Raw genomic sequence first — 19679 nt, 5'->3', positions numbered from 1 at the left:
GGTGAAATGAAAATGGGCGTTGCCGGTGTGAACCGAACAACGCCCTGGCTAGACGGGTCTTAATGACCGTCCGTACTTACATTTTCCAGTGGAAGCCGGCCGAGACTGAACGTCCGACCTGGACCGTGCCGAAATTGCTCACCTGTGCGTTACCCGCATTGCCGAAATGGTAGTACTGCTGCTGCATTTCGTTCGTCAAGTTGACTCCACTGATATCAAACGACATGTTGTCGTTGATTTTGTAGGAGACCTGGAAGTCCACGCTCTTTTCCGGATGGCGCCAGATGCCAATCGGATTGGCAAACAAGGCGGCTTCGTTGGCGGCCAGGAAGCCGGAGCGCCAGACATAGGACAAGCGCGCGCTGACCGGACCCTTTTCGTATGCCAGGGTGGCGTTGTAGGAGCTCCTGGATACGCCGAAGAACGGAGTCTCAAGCTGGGCAACGACGACGCCGGCGTCATTGGCGTCAGGCACGTTTTGCGACGAGCTGAGTCGCGTATAGCTGCCCTGGAAACCCAGGCCGTCCAGCAGGCTAGGCAAGCCTTTCGGGAAATAGATCAAGCCGAGCTCGGCGCCCTTAATCGTGCCGTTGGAGGCATTGACCGGCGAGTTGATGACGTAGTCATAGCCGTTCGTATGGTCGCCGCCCGAGGTCGAGTTGCGGAACGGGTCGTTCGCCGGATCGACGTGAACTTTGTGGCGCAGGTTCACGACCAGACCGTCGATCTTGCGCTTGAACACGGTGCCGTAGAGTGCGCTGTCCTTCTGGAAGTACCACTCAGCCGTCAGGTCCAGGTTCTTGGAGCGCGTCGGTTTCAGGTCGGGATTGCCGCCGCCGCCGGAGCCATAACCCACCTTCGAAACGTCGTCACCTAATTGCAGGACAGGATTCAGGTCACCAAAATTCGGGCGGCGCAGGGTTTCGCCATAGTTGAGGCGCGTCACGACGTCCTGGGATGCGTCGTAAATCAGGGTCATGCTTGGCAGGACCTTGCTGGTCGACTTGCTGGCGCTGGACGAGGTGACCGCCTTGGTGGTGGCATCAACCTTATAGAAGGTCATATCGGTATCGACCTTGACGTAGCGCAGACCGAAATTGCCGCGCAGGCGACGGCCGAACAGCTCGTTTTGGGTGTTCCCCATCAGGAAGAGGTTGCTCGTCTTTTCATCGACCTCGAACGTCTTCTGCAGGTTCAGTTTGTCCGTCGTCAGGAAGTTCGCATCGGCCGAGTTATAGAGCTTACGCCATTCGTCGATATTGTCGCGGATGTAGTAGGCGTTGGGCTCCACCCATGAGCGCGGAACGTCCGAGATGGCCGTGCCGAAGTTCGAGTTGGTGGAGGAATAGCCGGCACCCAGCGAGGCGAGGTTGCGGCCCAGGAAGGCCGATTGCGTCCGGTTCGCTTCCGACGCTTTGCGGTCGTCGAAGCGCACGCCGAATTGGATCGTCTGCAAGGCACCCCAGTCGGCATCGTAGACGCCCGTCAGGTTGGCCGTCGCAGCACTACCCTTATTGCGGTTGGCGTTATCGTAGAACTGCGCAACATTCCACTTGCTTGGGTCGGCCAGGTCGGCATCGTTGTTGAAATGGAAGGCCGTGTTATTGCCGCCGGCATTGAAGTCGACGTTGATGGACGGTGCAACGCGATCAATCCGGGTGGCTGTGAATTCCGAGTGATAGCTGCTGGTTTGGTAGGACAGGTCACCGTCCAGCTTCAGGCGGTCGCCGATGTTCCACTTGCCGTTCAGGGCATAAACGTAGGAATCGGTTGCCGACGTGGTGTAGTCGCCGCTGTTGAAGCCATAGACGTTATTGACTTTGCGGCTCTTGATCACGTTCGTTCCCGGGAACGTCGTGATCGTCCCCGCAGGGTTGCTGCCGAGATCGCCCCACCAGTCAACGAAGCTGAACAGCAAGCGGTTGAAGGACTTGTCACGATAACCGTTGTACATCGATTCGAAGGTGTAGACCGAATCAGCGTTCGGTTTCCACTGCAAGGCGATATTGGCGGCAGGACGCTTGCGCTCGCCCTCAACATCGCTTTGGAAAATAGCGTCACGCGCCAGGTAGTAAGGATAAGCCTTGCCGTTGAAATTCAGCGTTGAACCCTCGGCCATCGGCAAGCCTGTATGGGTTCCAGGTGTCCAGATATTGTTGTCGAAGATGCGCTGCAAGGGCGTGTAACCTGGGGGAACTTCGGCGGCATTTGGGCTGGTAAATGGCACCATGGCGCCCGGCGTCACGCTTTCATTGCGGTATTTCGTCCTGGTAGCCGACACATTGACCAGAGCGCCGATTTCGCCGATGCCGGTTTCCCAGCGGTTGCTCAACATGGCGCTGAACTGAGGGTTCGTTTTTTTCGCTGGATCGAGATAGGTTTCACGCACCGAAAGCGAAACTTTCGGACCTTTGAAATCGAACGGCCGCAGCGACTTGACGTCAACCTGGCCCGCAATGCCGGTTTCTAACTGGCTGGCGTCGCGTGTCTTGTAGACGTCAATCTGGCGAACCAGGGTCGAGGGAATGTCCTGAAGCGCGACCTGCGTGCCGGACGCGGTAAAAATATTGCGGCCGTTCCAGGTGGTTTGCAGGTCGGGCAGGCCGCGAATGGAGATGGTGCCGACTTCGCCGCCGGCGCGGTTGGTGACCTGGATACCCGTCACGCGCTGCAGCGCTTCGACGACATTGTTATCGGGCAGTTTGCCGATGTCTTCAGCAACGACCGATTCCAGGACCTGGTCGCTGGTGCGCTTGATCGCCAGGCTCTTGATCAGTGATGCCTTGACGCCCGTGACGACCACGGTCGTGGTGTCATTCGGCTCGGTCTTATCGGCGGCCGCTTGCGCCCACACCGAGGCGCTGCTGAGCACTCCGGCGCCCATCAGCGCGGTCACGGTCAGCTTCAAGGCCAAAGGGCGTGCAGATACATGCGATTTCATACGTCTCCTCTGTTTCTAGTTATGGAAAAAATTGGTATTGCTCTGAAATCCATGTTAGAGATGCAGCAATGACCAATCCAATGACTTTTTCCAGGTTTTTAATATTGGTTTCGGTATCGCACCAGGCTTGGAGACCACGAAAACCGGAGCGGTTTTCGCTGGTCATAAACAGTTGCAAAAACCGGTTTCGCAGAGGGGAAAGCGTGGGCCTTCGCGCCAGCCGGCAGCGTCGCCGCAACGATCCTCAGGCAAGGGTTCGAAGATGACGTGATCGACTTGCTGGCGATCAAGAACATTGATTGCAAGCGCTGCCGCATGACGCGTCCGCGCAACGTTTGTTACGAGCGCGTCTTCGGCTTGTCCTTGCGCTGGCGTACGTGAGGCACGGCGGAGTTCTCCTCCGCGCTTGCCAGGTAGATGGGAGTGACCTCAAGCAGTTTGTCGATCGCGACACGCAGCTTGGCGGGCATGTAAGGGGTATGGGGCCACACAAGATGCATGTGTGAGGCTTCCATCGCCCCGCAATCGAACAGCACTTTCAGTTCGCCCCGTTTCACATATGGGGCAACCAGCCAGCAGGGCAGCCAGGCCAGGCCCATGCCGCGCGCTGCCGCATCGGCGATGACCTGCAAATCATCCAACAGGATGCGCTGCTGCGGCAGCAAGTCCAGCGTGCGTCCGTTGACCATAGCGACCGTCCATTCCTTCACTACGCGGCCACGCGAATAGACGATGCCTGCATGCTGCGGGATTTCCAGCAAATCCTTTGGCGCGCCGTGTTTCTTGACGTAGGACGGCGAGGCGCAAACCAGCATGCGCTGATGGCCGAGGTGACGTGCGGCGAGGCTGGTGCTGTCGGGCAGGGGGCCGACGCGCAGGCCAAGGTCGAAGCCTTCGTCGACCAGGTCCACCACGCGGTCGCTGAAGGAAATGTCGACGGCCAATTGCGGGTAGAGCTGCGCCAGGTCCATCATCAGCGGCGCTACGAACTGGCGTCCGAACAGGACGGGCACGCTGATGCGCAGGCGGCCCATGGGTTCGCTGCGTCCACTGCCGATGCTGGCTTCGCCCGCATCCAGTTCGGCCAGCGCGCGCACGCAGCGCTCGTAATAGGACTGGCCGGCTTCGGTCAGGTTCTGGCTGCGCGTGGTGCGGTGGAACAGACGCACGCCAAGGCGCTCCTCCAGCCGCGCGATGGACTTGGCGACGGCGGAGCGGGTCTGGCTTAAGCGGGCCGCCGCGGCGGAAAAACTGCCGGCTTCCACCGCCTGCACGAAGACGTTGATGCCGTTCAGGCGTTCATTCATATTGTTTCCAAATGGGCGACAATCTGTGGAGAAAACTCCACCACTGTGGAGTACAAGGAAACTATATAGTTCTTTGCACTGAACCACAACTTGTAAGGAGTTTCAAATGCATGCTTACCAAATCACCCCTGGCGCCGGTATCGAAAGCCTGGAGCCAATCAAGCTGCCGAAGCGCGAATTGCAGCACCACGAAGTGCGCGTCAAGGTGCGCGCCGTCGCACTGAACTACCGCGACCTGATGGTGGCGCATGGCTCTTATCCAACCAGCGGCGAAGGCGCTGTGGTGCCAGGCTCCGATGCGGCCGGCGAAGTGATCGAAGTGGGTCCCGGTGTCGAGAACTTCCGCGTCGGCGACCGCGTGGCGACGACCTTTTTCCCTGAGTGGGAAGACGGCAAACTCAACCCGGGAAAAACTGCTGTGACCCTGGGCGCGGGCGGCACTGGCGTGTTGTCGGAAGAACTGGTGATCCATGAAGGCGGCCTGGTAGCAGTTCCGGCTCACCTGAGCTACGAAGAGGCGGCCACGCTGACTTGCGCCGGGGTGACGGCCTGGAATGCGCTGTTCGTGGAAGGCGGCCTGAAAGCAGGCGACACCGTTCTTTTGCTGGGCACCGGCGGCGTGTCGATCTGGGCGCTGCAACTGGCCAAAGCCGCAGGCGTGCGCACCATCATCACTTCGTCAAGCGACGCCAAGCTGGAAAAGGCGCGCGAGCTGGGCGCCGATGTGCTGGTCAACTACCGCAAGAATCCGGAATGGCAGGAAGAAGTGCTGCGCGCAACGGACGGCAAGGGCGTCAACCTGGTGCTGGAAATTGGCGGACAGGACACGCTGGCGCGCTCCATCGCTTCCGCCGGTATGGGCGGCAAAGTGGCCGTGATCGGCGGCCTTGGCGGCGGTTTCGAAACCGGCATCCAGCTGCTCGGCCTCGTCATCGGCGGCAAGAGCATGAGCGGCATCTACGTCGGCAGCCGTAAAATGCAGGAAGACTTATCGCGCCTGGTCTCCCTGCGCAAAATCAAGCCAGTGGTGGACCGCGTCTTCGACGTCCACCAGGCCCGCGAAGCCTACCAACACCTAGCCTCCGGCAACCACTTCGGCAAGGTCGTGATCAGCATCTGATTATTCTTCCCACTGGACCGGGTATTCACGCAATTCCCGGTCATTCCACGCCTGCACCCGGGCGACGACAAAAGTTCTTGAGGCTGAAAGGGAAGTGGTGTGCTGCACATTGATGCCTGTCGTGAAATATTCGAAACCGGGGCCGACGCGCGCTGCAACTTCGCGGCGCGCCTTTGCAGCTTCATCTCCGTTCAGCATCTTTGCGTCAAAGCCTGCCGCGGCGAGTCCCAGCAAGCCACCAAGTACCAGCGGAATGCGCATATCGCGCTGCTTATGGCCAGCGGCGGTGCGAGCGGCTAATACTGGCGGAAGGCCAAGCTGGCGAAACACGTAGAAGGTAAGGGCTAGAAGCAGCAATTCGCCGCCATAATGCAGCGAGACCGCGCCAGGAGCAAAACGCATCTGGGCCAGGTGCAGGCTGGCAGGCAGCACCAAGATTTCTCCCAGTATGATCAAGGCGCCCGACAGCAAGCCAAGGCAGGCCAGCCGGCGCACAACTGAAACCACACGCATATTGCCGAAGGCGATCGCGCTGCCGACGAGTATTCCGAGGACCTGGAAATTGAAAGTCCCTTTCGGGGCAGATGCCATGCCCATGATGAATTCGACGATTCCAAGCAGGATGATGATGGCGCCTGTGCGGCGCAGGATGACGCGGTCTTCCGAATTTTCCATCAGAGTTCCATGAAAAAAGCCCGCATCACGGCGGGCTTTTGATTGCGGCAAGTTCGCGATTAAGCGAAGTTCTGGGCCACGAAGTTCCAGTTCACCAGGTTCCAGAAGATCTCAACGTACTTAGGACGTGCGTTGCGGTAGTCAACGTAGTAAGCGTGTTCCCATACGTCGCAGGTCAGCAGAGGCTTGTCTGCGCCGGTCAGCGGAGTGGCAGCGTTGGAGGTGTTGACGATCTCGACGGAGCCGTCAGCTTTCTTCACCAGCCAGGTCCAGCCGGAACCGAAGTTGCCGACGCAGGACTTGGTGAATTCAGCTTTGAAGTTGTCGAAGGAACCGAACTTGGCGTTGATGGCGTCAGCCACGGCACCGGTTGGCGCGCCGCCGGCGTTAGGAGCCATGCAGTTCCAGTAGAAGGTGTGGTTCCACACCTGGGCTGCGTTGTTGAACACGCCGCCGGAGGATTTCTTGACGATTTCTTCCAGGGACAGGTTTTCGAACTCGGTGCCCTTGATCAGGTTGTTCAGGTTGGTGACATAAGCCTGGTGGTGCTTACCGTAGTGGAATTCCAGGGTTTCCTTGGAGATGTGCGGCTGCAGCGCGTCCATCGCGTACGGCAGTGGTGGCAGGGTATGTTCCATGAATGTTTCCTTTTGATTGAGACGAAAAGTTATTTTTGCCGAAACGGCCACTATTGTAATACGAACGCTAGGTAAGCGTTGGTTGCACGGAGGCGACGCCGATTTCGGCGCTGCCCTCGGCCAGGCGTACGCCCAGCGATTGTCCCGGTTTGATGTGCGACGGGTTGCGCAGTACGGCGCCGGCGGCATCGGTGACGATGGCGTAGCCGCGTTCCAGCGTGCGCTGGGGATTCAGTAATTCGAGTTGCGCCGACAGGGCGTTCAGTGCATCGTGCCTTTGCACCAGCTGGCCGCGCATGCTGGCGCCGGCGCGGTGCTGCAAGGCCTGCATCGCTGCGCGCGCCGCCGTGGCATCGGGCTTGCGTGCAGCCAGGCGGGACGCGAGACGGTCGACAGTAAAGCGCGCCTGCTGCAGCGGATTGCGCGTGGCGTGCATCATCGCGGTGGACAGGCTTTGCAACTGCATGCGCTGTTGCGCGATGCGGGCGGTTGGGCTGAGCAGGCGGCGTTGCAGGTTGTCCAGGGTTTGTGTGGCGTCGCTCAGGGCGCGGCGCATGGCACGGCGCAGGTCGGTGGCATCGGCGCGCAGGGAACCGAGCCAGTCCGCACGGGGCGTCGCGGCCAGTTCGGCTGCGGCGGTCGGCGTCGCGGCGCGCACGTCCGCGGCAAAGTCGCAGATGGTGAAATCGGTCTCGTGGCCAACGCCGGAGACCACAGGAATCGCGCTGTTGGCAACTGCGTAAGCGACCACTTCCTCGTTGAAGCACCACAGGTCTTCCATGCTGCCGCCACCGCGCACGACCAGCAGCACATCGCATTCGGCACGGCGCGAAGCCGTATCAATGGCGGCGGCGATCTGTGCGGCGGCCTGTTGCCCCTGCACAAGGCTAGGGTAGAGCACCACTTTCACATGGGGAGCGCGGCGGCGCAGGGCGATCAACACATCGCGCAGGGCCGCAGCTTGCGGGCTGGTAACAATGCCGATGGTGCGCGGGAACAGGGGCAGGGCGCGCTTGCGCTCGTTGTCGAAGAGGCCAGCAGCCGCCAGGCGTTCTTTCAGGCGCTGGAAGGCTTCAAATAAAGAACCCACTCCGGCGCGGCGGATTGCTTCCACATTGATCTGGTAATCCCCGCGCGGCCCGTACAGGGTCACCAGCGCCCGCACCTCGACCTTGTCGCCTTCGCGCGGCACAAAGCCCGCGTACTGGGAACGGCCGCGGAACATGACAGCCCGCACCTGGGCCGCATCATCCTTCAGGGTGAAGTACCAGTGGCCCGAGCTTGCCCGGGTGAAATTCGAGATTTCCCCAGATATCCACTGAAGCGGGAAGGAGCGCTCCAACAGGCGTGCAACGGCTTGGTTTAGGGCACTAACTGAGATGACCTGGTTTGGTTCGGGGCTATTGATCATGGACCTGTCCACACTTTTTGAAAGCGGTCATGCTTATGTCATATATCACTTCACACCGCAAGCATTTTTTGTAAGCTCATGATTATTAAGGATAAACGCCAATGCTACATTAGCGGGCAATTTATGAATTTCCTTATAGATCAAGGACTTTGCGATAGCGATTGGCTGTTACGCACAAAGATATCCACAGAATGTGTGAGGAACTATTTGGCTGCGAAACTTGCGTGATGAAAATGTTTGCACGGTAACTTTCATTTTAGAAATCAAGGACTTGGCACTCGAGTCTGTCCCTTGCTAACAATTTTATCCACAGAAGCTGTGGGGAAAAATGCTGCCTAAAAATTAGGCGTGAAACGATTGTTCTTGCGGATCAAGGACTTGCACTATCTCCCGTAGCCTTGCACACAACATTGTCCACAGAATTTGTGCAGAAGGGCAAAAAATGTCCACCTTGGGGTCAGGAACGATGGTGGACATTCCAGTGCGAAATTTTTACGCATGGCAAGAAAGTCCTTATGGATCAAGTACTTTACGCCTCAAGCATAGCCTTGCTCACAATCTTATCAACAGATTATGTGAAGAAGTGCACAGCTGGAAAATACCATCCATATGCCAATGCGCATTTTTTGTGCTTGAGAATAATTCGCTTTCGCATCAAAGGCTTAGGATATAAAAGCCGCCATTCCCCACAATTTTGTCCACAGAATATGTGCAAAACTGTTCCTTCCAGAGCTGATGAAATTTTTTGCATTAGAAAAAATCATAATTAAATCATGGAGTTAACGCGAAATAGTTGGATTGCCAACAATGTTGTCCACAGAAAATGTGAAGAATGCACACACTTGCCTGTTAGCTCTCGACAGGCTACATTGCGCGTTTGGGATTTCTTTCTTAGGAGTACGTCTTGCTCGCAATTTTCCAGGCCGCCGGCTGGCCAATCTGGCCTCTGCTGATCGCTTCCATCGTTGCCCTCGCTCTGATCGTTGAGCGCCTGATGTACCTCCGCCGTTCCCGCATCATTCCCAAGACCTTGCTGGACGAGGTTGTGCGCGTTTATCGCAGCGGCAATATCACGGCTGAGATCATCGATAAGCTGGAAAAATCGTCCCAGCTGGGCGTTGTTCTTTCGGCAGCGTTGCGTAATGTCAACGCTCCACGCGATGTGATGAAAGAATCGATCGAAGAAGCGGGCGGCGCCGTGGCGCATGACCTGGAGCGCTTCCTGACCACCTTGGGCACGATCGCTACCCTGGCTCCGCTGATGGGCCTGTTCGGTACCGTGGTTGGCATGATCGAGATCTTCGGTTCGCAGAATTCGAGCGGCGCCAACCCGGCGCAGCTGGCCCACGGTATTTCGACCGCGCTGTACAACACCGGCTTTGGCCTGGCGATCGCCATGCCGACCTTGGTGTTCTACCGCCACTTCCGCGCGCTGGTGGACTCCTTCGTGATCGATATGGAGCAGCAGGCGGTCAAGTTCGTGGACCTGGTCCACAACACCCGCAAGTAAGCGAGGGCTCAGTTTATGGCGATGAATTTCCGCCGCGGCCAGAAGCGCGAAGATCCGGAGATCAACCTGATCCCGTTCATCGACGTGCTGCTGGTGATCCTGATCTTCCTGATGATCACCACCACCTACAGCAAGTTCACCGAGCTGAAAATCACGCTGCCGACCGCCGATGCGGAAAAGTCGGTGGAGCAGCCGAATGACCTGACTGTGACCGTGGATGCCAAAGGCAACTACACCGTCAACGGCACGCCAGTGTCGTTCCGCGACGTGCCCGGCCTGTCCGAGCAGATGAAGGAAGCTGCCAAGGGCGGCAACCCGATCGTGAAGATCAATGCCGACCAGTTCGCGATGCACCAGATGGTGATCAACGTGATGGAGGCGGCGCGCCTGGCAGGCTTCGAGAAGGTGACCTTCGAGGCACAGACCGCCCAAGCCAAGTAATGGCCTCTTCCCTGGAGACGACGTTCTCCCGCGAGTGGCTGCGGCGGGGCGCACTGGCTTGTGCGCTTTGGCCGCTGTCGCTGCTGTTCCGTTTTCTCGCGTCTTTGCGCCGGGCTGCATTTGCGGCCGGGCTGTCGCCGTCCGAGCGGCTGCCGGTACCGGTGGTCGTGGTCGGGAATATTTTCATTGGCGGGACCGGCAAGACGCCGCTGACCATTTGGCTGGTGGATGCGTTGCGGGCGGCTGGTTTCCGGCCGGGGGTGGTGTCGCGCGGGTTTGGCAGCAAGGATGCGGCGCCGCGCGAAGTCGCTGCGTCATCGACGCCCGCCGAAGTGGGCGATGAACCGGTGCTGATTGCGGCCCGCACGGGCTGCCCGGTGTTCGTTGGCCGGGCGCGCGCCGCTGCGGGCAGGGCGCTCCTGGCTGCCCATCCCGAAGTCAACGTGATCGTTACGGACGACGGCTTGCAGCATTACGCCCTGGCGCGCGACGTGGAAATCGTGCTATTCGACGGCCGCGGCGTCGGCAATGGCTGGACGCTGCCGGCGGGGCCGCTGCGCGAGCCGCCATCCCGCAAACGCGATTTCACGGTGGTCAATGCAGCCGAGCTGACGCCGGCCCTGGCCGCCGCCGTCGCTCCGGTAGGCGCGCCCTGGCAGATGCGCCTTGTCGGTGATGTCGCCGAGCGCCTGGCCGACCGCAGCGAACGTATGACGCTGGCCGGGCTGGCGCAGCGCACGGTGCAGGGTAGCGGCCTGCGGGTCGCTGCGGCTGCCGGCATCGGCAATCCTGCCCGCTTTTTCGGGATGTTGAAGGCGGCGGGAATCGAGCCGCAGGAGCTTCCTTTACCCGATCATCACGACTTTAAAGACCGCCCGTTCACTAATTTGCAGGCCGACTTTATTCTGGTGACGGAGAAGGATGCAGTAAAATGCTGGCAAATTGAAGAATTACGCAACGATCCAAGAATCTGGGTCGTTCCAGTCAGCGCCCGCATCGACGCCGCGCTAGCCGATCAAATTGTGGAGAAACTACGTGGACGCACGCCTGCTTGATATCCTGGTCTGCCCTGTGTGCAAGGGCCCTCTGGAGTACGACAAAAAAGCCCAGGAAATGATTTGCAAAGGCGACCGCCTCGCATACCCTATCCGCGACGGCATCCCGATCATGTGGGCCGACGAAGCGCGCTCCCTGCCCGACACCACGGAGTAAGCGGTGTCCTTCGTTGTCATCATCCCGGCCCGCCTGGCCTCGACCCGCCTGCCCAACAAGCCCCTGGCCGACCTGGGCGGCAAGCCGATGGTGGTGCGCGTCGCCGAACGCGCCAAGGAAGCCGGCGCTGCCCGCATCATCGTCGCCACCGACCACGCCTCTATTAAAGAAGCCTGCGAACAGCACGGCATCGAAGCCTTCATGACCCGTGCCGACCACCCGTCCGGCACCGACCGCATCGCCGAAGTGGCGCGCGCCATGAACCTGCCGATGGATGCTGTAGTCGTCAATTTGCAGGGCGATGAACCCCTGATCGATCCGAACCTGCTGCAAGCCGCCGCCGCCCGCATCGGCGCCGACGTGCCGATGTCCACCTGCGCCCACCCGCTGCACGATGCGGCCGACGCCTTCAACCCGAACGTGGTGAAGGTGGTGCTGGATAAGCAGGGCCGTGCACTGTATTTCAGCCGTGCCACCATTCCGTGGCACCGCGATGCCTTCGCCAAGGACAAATCGGCCCTGCCGGCCGGCTACGTCCCTTTGCGCCATATTGGCCTTTACGCTTATAGAAACGACTTCCTGCAAGCCTACCCGGCGCTGGAAGTGTCGCCGCTGGAAGGGATAGAAGCCCTGGAGCAGCTGCGCGTCCTTTGGCATGGTTACCCCATTGCCGTTCACGTGACCGATTCCGCTCCGGCGGCGGGGGTGGATACCCCGGAAGACCTGGCGCGTGTGCAAGCGATCTACAAAAGTGGCGGATAAGCCAACTTCTGTGGTAAGTTTCTAGCAAGGTGGCTAAGGCATCATCAAAAATTATTATTAAATCGTTTAGGAACATTCATGCGTCTCATTCTGTTAGGAGCTCCAGGAGCCGGTAAGGGCACCCAGGCCAACTTCATCAAGGAAAAGTACAACATTCCCCAGATCTCCACCGGCGACATGCTGCGTGCCGCAATCAAGGAAGGTACTGAACTGGGCCTGGCCGCTAAAAAAGTGATGGATGCTGGCCAGCTGGTTTCCGACGACATCATTATCGGCCTGGTGAAAGACCGCCTGAAAGCTGCGGACTGCGCCAACGGCTACCTGTTTGACGGCTTCCCGCGCACCACCGCGCAAGCCGACGCGATGAAGGACGCAGGCGTCACGATCGACTACGTTCTGGAAATCGCCGTGCCTGACGACCAGATCGTCGAACGCATGAGCGGCCGCCGCAGCCACCCGGCTTCGGGCCGTGTGTACCACGTCAAATTCAACCCTCCTAAAGTCGAAGGCAAGGACGATGTCACCGGTGAAGACCTGGTGCAGCGCGACGACGACAAGGAAGAAACCGTCAAGAAACGCCTGGACGTTTACCACAACCAGACCGAAGTCCTGCTTGGCTATTACGGCGAGTGGGCCAAATCGGGCCAGCCTGGTGCGCCTAAATACCGCAAGATCGAAGGCGTTGGTCCAGTCGACGAGATTCGCGACCGCGCATTCGCGGCTCTGAACAGCTAAATCACACTAAGCGGGCTTCGGCCCGCTTTTTTATAACCGGCAACCCGGTACCCGACCCGCAGGGGCAGGTACCGATACGCGGCAGTCGCGTCTTAGGTGTCCGACCCAGTGGGTCAGACACCGGTTTACCGGTTTGGCGGCCCCCTGGCCGTGAAGTGTCAAAGTTTTGCAGTACGTAGTTCGGTTGTACCGAGTTCGTTTTGTGGCTTTTGATTCTAATAACGTAAGGGGGCAATTTATGGCAGCAAGTTTGTGGTTCGCGATTGCGTGCGGCGTGCTCGCGGTTGTGTATGGGCTGTGGGCGCGCAGCTGGATTCTTGGTCAGGACGCGGGCAACGCCCGCATGCAGGAAATCGCGACAGCCATCCAGCAGGGTGCTGCGGCCTACCTGGCCCGCCAGTACCGCACCATCGCTATCGTCGGTGTTGTGCTGCTGGTCGCCATCGGGGCGGCGATCGATATCAAGACCGCCGTCGGCTTCCTGCTTGGCGCCGTGCTTTCCGGCGCTTGCGGCTTTATCGGCATGAATGTGTCGGTACGGGCCAATGTGCGTACCGCGCAAGCTGCGTCGGTGGGCATGAATGAAGCGCTCAATGTTGCGTTCAAGGGCGGCGCTATCACCGGCATGCTGGTGGTTGGCCTGGGCTTGCTGGGCGTGGCCGGCTTCTACTGGATCCTGATGGCCATGGGCGGTCCTGCTGCGAGCGTTCACGATGTGCTCAAGCCGATGATCGGCCTGGCCTTCGGCGCTTCGCTGATTTCCATCTTCGCCCGTCTGGGCGGCGGTATCTTCACCAAGGGCGCCGACGTCGGCGCCGACCTGGTGGGCAAGGTGGAAGCGGGCATTCCTGAGGATGACCCGCGCAACCCTGCCGTGATCGCCGATAACGTGGGCGACAACGTGGGCGACTGCGCGGGCATGGCGGCCGACCTGTTTGAAACCTATGTGGTGACCTTGATTGCGACCATGCTGCTTGGTGCTCTGATGATCACCGGCTTCGAGGCGCAGGCTGCGATTTACCCGATGCTGCTGGGCGCGGTGTCCATCATCGGCTCCATCATCGGTTGTTCGATGGTCAAGGCCAAGCCGGGCAAGAAGATCATGTCGGCGCTGTACACCGGCTTGTGGTGGGCTGCCGGCCTGTCGCTGATCGGCTTCGTGGTCGTGACCTGGATGATCTGGCCTGACGATGCAATGCGCTACAAGATGATGGGCGCAACCGTCGTCGGCATCGTGTTGACCGGCCTGATGGTCTACATCACCGAGTTCTATACCGGCACTGAATTCACCCCGGTGCGCCATATCGCGGAAGCTTCCACCACCGGCCACGGCACCAATATCATTGCCGGCCTGGGCGTGTCGATGAAGTCCACCGCATGGCCTGTGATTGCGGTCTGCGTGGCGATCCTGGTCTCCTTCAAGCTGGCCGGCCTGTACGGCATTGCGATCGCGGCGACCTCCATGCTGTCGATGGCGGGTATCGTGGTGGCGCTGGACGCCTACGGTCCGATTACCGACAACGCCGGCGGTATCGCCGAAATGTCGGGCATGCCGGATTCCGTGCGCGCTATTACCGACCCGCTGGATGCGGTGGGTAATACCACCAAGGCCGTCACCAAGGGCTATGCGATCGGTTCCGCCGGCCTGGCCGCGCTGGTCCTGTTCGCCGACTACACCCACGCGCTGGAGTCGCGCAGCCTGCAGATGACCTTCGACCTATCCGACCCGATGGTGATCGTGGGCCTGTTCATCGGCGGCTTGATTCCTTACCTGTTCGGCGCCATGGCGATGGAAGCGGTGGGCCGTGCTGCCGGTGCGGTGGTGGTGGAGGTGCGCCGCCAGTTCCGCGACATCGCGGGCATTATGGACGGCACCGGCAAGCCGCAGTACGACAAGGCTGTCGACATGCTGACTGCATCCGCGATCAAGGAAATGATTGCGCCTTCGCTGCTGCCGGTATTGGTGCCGATCCTGGTCGGCATGCTGCTTGGCCCGCGTGCGCTGGGCGGCCTGTTGATGGGTACCATCATCACCGGCCTGTTCGTGGCGATTTCCATGACCACCGGCGGCGGCGCCTGGGATAACGCGAAAAAGTATATCGAGGACGGCAATCATGGCGGCAAGGGCTCCGACGCGCACAAAGCGGCGGTGACCGGCGATACCGTGGGTGACCCGTACAAGGATACTGCCGGCCCAGCCGTCAATCCGCTGATCAAGATCATTAACATCGTGGCGCTGCTGCTGGTGCCGCTGCTGCCGGCTACCGGCATCCTGTCGGTGACCATGGCGCCGATGCAGGCCAACCAGCAAGTGGTGGCTCCGGCTCCTGCGCAGCAGGCCGCGGCGCCTACTGCACTGGCTCCGGCGGCTGCGGCAGCTGAAGCCCAGGCTCCTGTTGAAGCTCCAGCGGCGAAGTAAGCCGCGCCACTCATTCCTCCGCGGCGTATGATGGTCTTACGCTGTGGAGGAAATCATGCATCTGCTCATCCTGCTGGCGCTGGCCTCCGGCGCCACATCCCTTCCCACTGACGAGTACCGCAAGCTGCCGGAGTGCCGGTTGAGCGCTGATGGCCAGCGCCTGGCGCAGGAGCCTTGCCGCACCGCGCCGGCCCGAAAAGTGATGCCGCGGCGTCCAGTGCCGCTGAATGTGGTTCCGACCCCGCGCATCGCACCTGCGCCAGATCCGGCGCTGACCTGGGCGCCGATCCTCACCAAACGTGATCCTTCTTCCGCCCCGACGGCAATTGCACAATTGCCAAGAGCTGGCGTTCCAACCCCGCCTGCGGTGGGCGCAACTTTGCCGGGACCCAGCGTTCCCACGCCCGTGATGTGCGATGCGGGCGGTTGCCGCGACGCCAGCGGCACCTATTACCACGGCCCGCCTGGGCAAGTCGTCAGCCCGAGCGGAAGAGTGTGTTCGACCAACGCCGGATGGATGACTTGCCAGTGATTTCGCGTACAATACGCCTCGATTGACGTTTACGTAACGTAAAGTGAATAGGGGAGAAAACTATGCAAATCAAGGATCAAGTATTCATCATTACCGGCGGCGCGTCGGGCCTGGGCGCGGCGACCGCGCGCATGATCGTCGAAAACGGCGGTAAAGTCGTGCTGGCGGACGTGCAGGCGGAAGCCGGTGAAAAGCTGGCGGCTGAACTGGGCGCAGCCAAATTCGTCAAATGCGACGTGACTTCGGAAGCGGACGGTTTGGCCGTGGTGGCTGCGGCTACCGCCATGGGTACCCTGCGTGGCCTGGTCAACTGCGCCGGCGTGGCGCCTGCGATCAAGACCGTTGGCAAGGATGGTCCGCACCCGCTGGATTCCTTCGCACGCACCATCAACATCAACCTGGTCGGCACCTTCAATATGTGCCGTCTGGCGGCTGATGCCATGGGCAAGACCGAAGCGGCCGAGTGGGGCGAGCGCGGTGTGATCATCAATACCGCTTCCGTGGCGGCGTTTGACGGCCAGATCGGCCAGGCGGCTTACGGCGCGTCCAAGGCCGGCGTGGCTGGCATGACCCTGCCGATGGCGCGCGACCTGTCGCGCTCCGGCGTTCGCGTGATGACCATTGCGCCGGGTATTTTTGAAACCCCGATGCTGCTGGGCATGCCGCAAGAAGTGCAGGATGCGCTGGGCAAGATGGTTCCGTTCCCGCCACGCCTTGGCAAGCCGTTCGAATACGCTTCGCTGGCGAAGGCTATTATTGAAAATACCATGCTGAATGGTGAGACGATTCGCCTGGATGGCGCGATTCGTATGCAGCCTAAGTAAAACCGGTGCCCCGGTCGGGTGGCCGCCCCGTCCGACCCGCAGGGTCAGACACCGATACGCGGCTGCAGCAGGCCAAGTGTCTGACCCTGCGGGTCAGACACTGGTTTACCGGTTTTGGTGTAGCATGCACCAATGAAAGCCATCGCCCTAGCCGCAGTCCTGCTCTGCACCCTCCCGCTCCACGCCCAAGACAACCGCGCTCCTGAAATTGCCACTGGCTGGCAGGAGAAAGCCGGCTGGTCCGCGCAAAAATTCATGGTCGCCGCTGCCAATCCTCTCGCAACGGAAGCCGGCTACCAAATGCTGAAACAAGGCGGTTCCGCCATTGACGCAGCCATCGCCACCCAACTGGTCCTGACCCTGGTCGAGCCGCAATCGTCCGGCATCGGCGGCGGCGCCTTCATGATGCATTGGGATGGCAAGAAAGTCCGCTCCTTCGACGGCCGCGAAACCGCGCCCGCCACTGCGACCGAAACCTTGTTCCAGGATGCCAACGGCAAGCCCTTGTCGCGCGCTGAAGGCGTGGTTGGCGGCCGTTCCGTCGGCGCGCCCGGCGTGCTGCGCATGCTGGAGATGGCGCACAAGGAATACGGCAAGCTGGCCTGGCCCAAGCTGTTCGCACCGGCCATCAAGCTGGCGGAAGAGGGCTTCGCCGTCAGCCCGCGCCTGAACGCCTTGCTGTCGAATGAACGTTACCTGCAGCGCGACCCGGTCGCCGCCGCCTACTTCTTCGACAAGGACAAGAAAGCCTGGCCTGTCGGTCATATCCTGAAGAATCCAGCGCTCGCCAAGACCCTGCGCGAAATCGCAGCGGAGGGCGCTGACGCCTTCTACCGTGGCCACATCGCTCGCGACATCGCCGCCAAAGTGCAGGGCCACCCGACCAATCCAGGCGGCCTGACGGCTGCGGACATCGGCGGCTACAAGGCCAGGGAACGCGAGCCCGTATGCTCCGACTACCGCGCTTACATGGTATGCGGCATGCCTCCGCCATCGTCCGGTGGCATTGCGATTGCGCAGATCCTCGGCATCCTCGAAACCAGCAAGATCGGCGACTACGCGCCGGTCAATGGCGTTCTGACCGCCGATGCCATCCACTTGATGACGGAAGCGGAGCGCCTGGCGTACGCGGACCGCAACCGATATGTGGCCGATACCGATTTCGTGCCGCTGCCGGGCAAGGGCTCCAGCGGCTTGCTGGACAAGTCCTACCTGCGCCAGCGCGCTACCCTGATCGGTGACAAATCGATGGGCCGCGCCCGCGCCGGCGTGCCGGCCGAAGTGAAGGTCGCCTGGGGCGACGACACGGCGCTGGACAAGCCATCCACCTCGCACCTGGTGGTGGTGGACGCCAATGGCAACGCCATCTCCATGACCACTTCGGTGGAAGACGCCTTCGGCTCGCGCCAGATGGTTGACGGCTTCCTGCTGAATAACCAGCTGACCGACTTTTCCTGGGATTCGGTGGACGAAAATGGTCCGATCGCCAACCGCGTGCAGCCGGGCAAGCGTCCACGCAGCTCGATGGCGCCGACCCTGGTGTTCGACAAACAAACGAAGCAGCTGGTGCTGGCCACCGGTTCGCCGGGCGGCTCCACCATCATCAACTACGTGTCCAAGGTGCTGGTCGGCGCGCTGGACTGGAAACTTAATGTGCAGCAGGCTATCAGCCTGCCGAACTTCGGCAGCCGCAATGGCCCGACCGAACTGGAAGCGGGCAAGGTGTCTGCCGCCCTGGTGGAGCAGCTGAAAGCACGCGGCCACGAGGTGCGCCAGGTGGAACTGAACTCCGGCTTGCAAGGCTTGCAGCGCACGCCGATGGGCTGGTTTGGCGGCGCCGACCCGCGCCGTGAAGGCGTCGTGCGCGGCGAGTGACAAGGGCGCGACAGGGCGGGGCGCGGGCAGGCCGCAGCCATTCCCGCTCCGCGGCCGGCATGTTACCCTTGATAAATGGGCATGAAAAAGAAAACGGGCTTGATCCTGACGGGCGGTGGCGCCCGGGCGGCTTACCAGATAGGTGTTTTGCAGGCGATCTCCGAAATCCTGTGGGAAGAGGGTTGGCCGCCGGCGCGTAATCCATTCCAGATCATCTGCGGCACCTCGGCCGGCGCAATCAACGCCACCGCCTTGGCCTGCCGTGCCGACAACTTCGGCGAGGGCGTGCAAAAGCTGCTCGATGTGTGGAGCAATTTCGAAGCGAACCAGGTCTACCGCTCCGACTCGCTGGGCGTGCTGCGTTCCGGCGCTCGCTGGCTCTCGCTGCTGTCCTTCGGCTGGCTGCTGCGCAAATGGCGCGCGGCGCCGCCGCAGTCGCTGCTCGATAACACTCCGCTGGTGAACCTGCTGCACCGCATGCTGGACTTGCCGCGCCTGGACAACTGCTTGCAGGAGGGCTTGCTGCACGCGGTGGCCGTCACCGCTTCGTCCTACACCGGCGGCCAGCACATCACCTTCTACCAGACCGCCGCCGAGATCGCGCCGTGGATCCGTATGCAGCGTGTGGCGATGCAGGACCAGATCGGCGTCGAGCACTTGCTGGCTTCGTCCGCCATTCCCTTCATCTTCCCGGCCACCCCGTTGTACATGGGCGGCCACCTGGAATACTGCGGCGACGGCTCGATGCGCCAGCTGGCGCCGATTTCGCCCGCGATCCACCTCGGCGCGCAAAAAGTGCTGGTGGTCGGCGCGGGGCGCCTGACCGAGCCGCCGCGCACGATGACGGAGACGCCGCGCTACCCAAGCCTGGCGCAGATCGCCGGCCACGCCATGTCCTCCATCTTCCTGGATGGCCTGGCGGTTGATATCGAGCGACTGAACCGCGTCAACAAGACCTTGTCCATGCTGCCGGAGGAGCTGCTGGCCCAGACCCCGCTGAAACCGGTGGAGCTGCTGGTGATCGCGCCGTCCGAACGGCTGGACGATTTGGCGGCGCGCCATATCAGCAGCCTGCCGGCGCCGATCCGCACCATGCTGTCCGGGATTGGAGCGACCGAGGCGCGCGGTGCGGCGCTGGCGTCCTACCTGCTGTTCGAGTCCAGCTACACCCAGGAGCTGATCCGCCTCGGCCAGCGCGACACCCAGGCCCGGCGCGCCGACGTCCTGGCGTTTTTCGAGTCCTGATCCGGCGAATAGTAAAATGGCAGCTTTTTGCT

At 60.9% G+C, this 19679-nt stretch carries 18 protein-coding genes; 12 read left to right on the top strand and 6 right to left on the bottom strand.

Annotated elements, in window-relative coordinates; genetic code table 11:
- Window positions 1-76 precede the first annotated feature (76 nt).
- The 3 genes from AC1RTP_RS21455 to AC1RTP_RS21445 form a co-directional block, all read right to left on the bottom strand.
- Window positions 77-2941: a TonB-dependent receptor gene (locus AC1RTP_RS21455; RefSeq protein ID WP_498610266.1), complete on the bottom strand. Its 2865-nt coding sequence runs from the start codon at window positions 2939-2941 to the stop codon at window positions 77-79.
- Between the two features lie 19 nt (window positions 2942-2960).
- The gene (locus AC1RTP_RS21450; protein ID WP_498610265.1) at window positions 2961-3107 is read right to left on the bottom strand and encodes a hypothetical protein; all 147 of its coding nucleotides are present in this window, start codon (window positions 3105-3107) and stop codon (window positions 2961-2963) included.
- Window positions 3108-3279: 172 nt separating this feature from the next.
- Window positions 3280-4248 (bottom strand): LysR family transcriptional regulator, encoded by a 969-nt coding sequence (locus tag AC1RTP_RS21445; protein WP_498610264.1) that lies wholly within the window; start codon window positions 4246-4248, stop codon window positions 3280-3282.
- 106 nt (window positions 4249-4354) lie between these two features.
- Here AC1RTP_RS21445 and AC1RTP_RS21440 point away from each other — a divergent pair, with 106 nt between their 5' ends.
- Window positions 4355-5368 (top strand): zinc-dependent alcohol dehydrogenase family protein, encoded by a 1014-nt coding sequence (locus AC1RTP_RS21440; RefSeq protein ID WP_498610262.1) that lies wholly within the window; start codon window positions 4355-4357, stop codon window positions 5366-5368.
- Here the strand turns inward: AC1RTP_RS21440 and AC1RTP_RS21435 are convergent, their stop codons facing one another.
- The 3 genes from AC1RTP_RS21435 to xseA all read right to left on the bottom strand — a co-directional run bounded on the left by AC1RTP_RS21435 (window position 5369) and on the right by xseA (window position 8092).
- On the bottom strand, window positions 5369-6043 hold the full coding sequence (locus AC1RTP_RS21435) for a hypothetical protein (protein ID WP_498610260.1): 675 nt from the start codon (window positions 6041-6043) through the stop codon (window positions 5369-5371).
- A 59-nt stretch (window positions 6044-6102) separates the two neighbouring features.
- Complete coding sequence (gene sodB / locus AC1RTP_RS21430) at window positions 6103-6681, bottom strand: superoxide dismutase [Fe] (protein WP_090441166.1); 579 nt, start codon at window positions 6679-6681, stop codon at window positions 6103-6105.
- 67 nt (window positions 6682-6748) lie between these two features.
- Entirely contained in the window at window positions 6749-8092 is a 1344-nt protein-coding gene (gene xseA / locus AC1RTP_RS21425) for an exodeoxyribonuclease VII large subunit (RefSeq protein WP_498610258.1), read from the bottom strand.
- Window positions 8093-8996: 904 nt separating this feature from the next.
- On the opposite strand from xseA, the gene AC1RTP_RS21420 reads away from it, so the two are divergent.
- From AC1RTP_RS21420 to AC1RTP_RS21370, 11 genes are all read left to right on the top strand, one after another.
- Entirely contained in the window at window positions 8997-9602 is a 606-nt protein-coding gene (locus tag AC1RTP_RS21420; RefSeq protein ID WP_498610257.1) for a MotA/TolQ/ExbB proton channel family protein, read from the top strand.
- A 21-nt stretch (window positions 9603-9623) separates the two neighbouring features.
- Window positions 9624-10043: an ExbD/TolR family protein gene (locus tag AC1RTP_RS21415; RefSeq protein ID WP_498610449.1), complete on the top strand. Its 420-nt coding sequence runs from the start codon at window positions 9624-9626 to the stop codon at window positions 10041-10043.
- Window positions 10043-11098 carry a tetraacyldisaccharide 4'-kinase gene (gene lpxK, locus AC1RTP_RS21410; RefSeq protein ID WP_498610255.1) on the top strand — a complete coding sequence of 352 codons (1056 nt, stop codon included), beginning with the start codon at window positions 10043-10045 and terminating at the stop codon, window positions 11096-11098. The genes AC1RTP_RS21415 and lpxK overlap by 1 nt, the downstream gene beginning before the upstream one ends.
- Window positions 11079-11255 (top strand): Trm112 family protein, encoded by a 177-nt coding sequence (locus AC1RTP_RS21405; protein WP_082507565.1) that lies wholly within the window; start codon window positions 11079-11081, stop codon window positions 11253-11255. Before lpxK ends, AC1RTP_RS21405 begins: the two co-directional genes overlap by 20 nt.
- 3 nt (window positions 11256-11258) lie before the next feature.
- The gene (gene kdsB, locus AC1RTP_RS21400; RefSeq protein WP_498610253.1) at window positions 11259-12017 is read left to right on the top strand and encodes a 3-deoxy-manno-octulosonate cytidylyltransferase; all 759 of its coding nucleotides are present in this window, start codon (window positions 11259-11261) and stop codon (window positions 12015-12017) included.
- 78 nt (window positions 12018-12095) lie between these two features.
- Window positions 12096-12752, top strand: coding sequence for an adenylate kinase (adk, locus tag AC1RTP_RS21395; protein ID WP_498610251.1), 657 nt, complete (start codon window positions 12096-12098; stop codon window positions 12750-12752).
- 238 nt (window positions 12753-12990) lie between these two features.
- Window positions 12991-15171, top strand: coding sequence for a sodium-translocating pyrophosphatase (locus AC1RTP_RS21390; RefSeq protein WP_498610250.1), 2181 nt, complete (start codon window positions 12991-12993; stop codon window positions 15169-15171).
- 55 nt (window positions 15172-15226) lie between these two features.
- A complete protein-coding gene (locus AC1RTP_RS21385; protein WP_498610248.1) occupies window positions 15227-15703 on the top strand; it encodes a hypothetical protein in 477 nt (158 codons plus the stop codon).
- A gap of 62 nt (window positions 15704-15765) precedes the next feature.
- Window positions 15766-16527 (top strand): 3-hydroxyacyl-CoA dehydrogenase, encoded by a 762-nt coding sequence (locus AC1RTP_RS21380; RefSeq protein ID WP_498610246.1) that lies wholly within the window; start codon window positions 15766-15768, stop codon window positions 16525-16527.
- A gap of 132 nt (window positions 16528-16659) precedes the next feature.
- Window positions 16660-18402: a gamma-glutamyltransferase gene (ggt, locus tag AC1RTP_RS21375; RefSeq protein ID WP_498610244.1), complete on the top strand. Its 1743-nt coding sequence runs from the start codon at window positions 16660-16662 to the stop codon at window positions 18400-18402.
- A 75-nt stretch (window positions 18403-18477) separates the two neighbouring features.
- Window positions 18478-19647, top strand: coding sequence for a patatin-like phospholipase family protein (locus tag AC1RTP_RS21370; protein ID WP_498610243.1), 1170 nt, complete (start codon window positions 18478-18480; stop codon window positions 19645-19647).
- The last annotated feature ends 32 nt before the right edge of the window (window positions 19648-19679 follow it).

The sequence above is a fragment of the Pseudoduganella sp. GW821-FHT11H04 genome, assembly GCF_058807935.1.
Note: the sequence above shows the minus strand (reverse complement) of the source record. Positions and strands in the feature narration are given on the sequence as shown.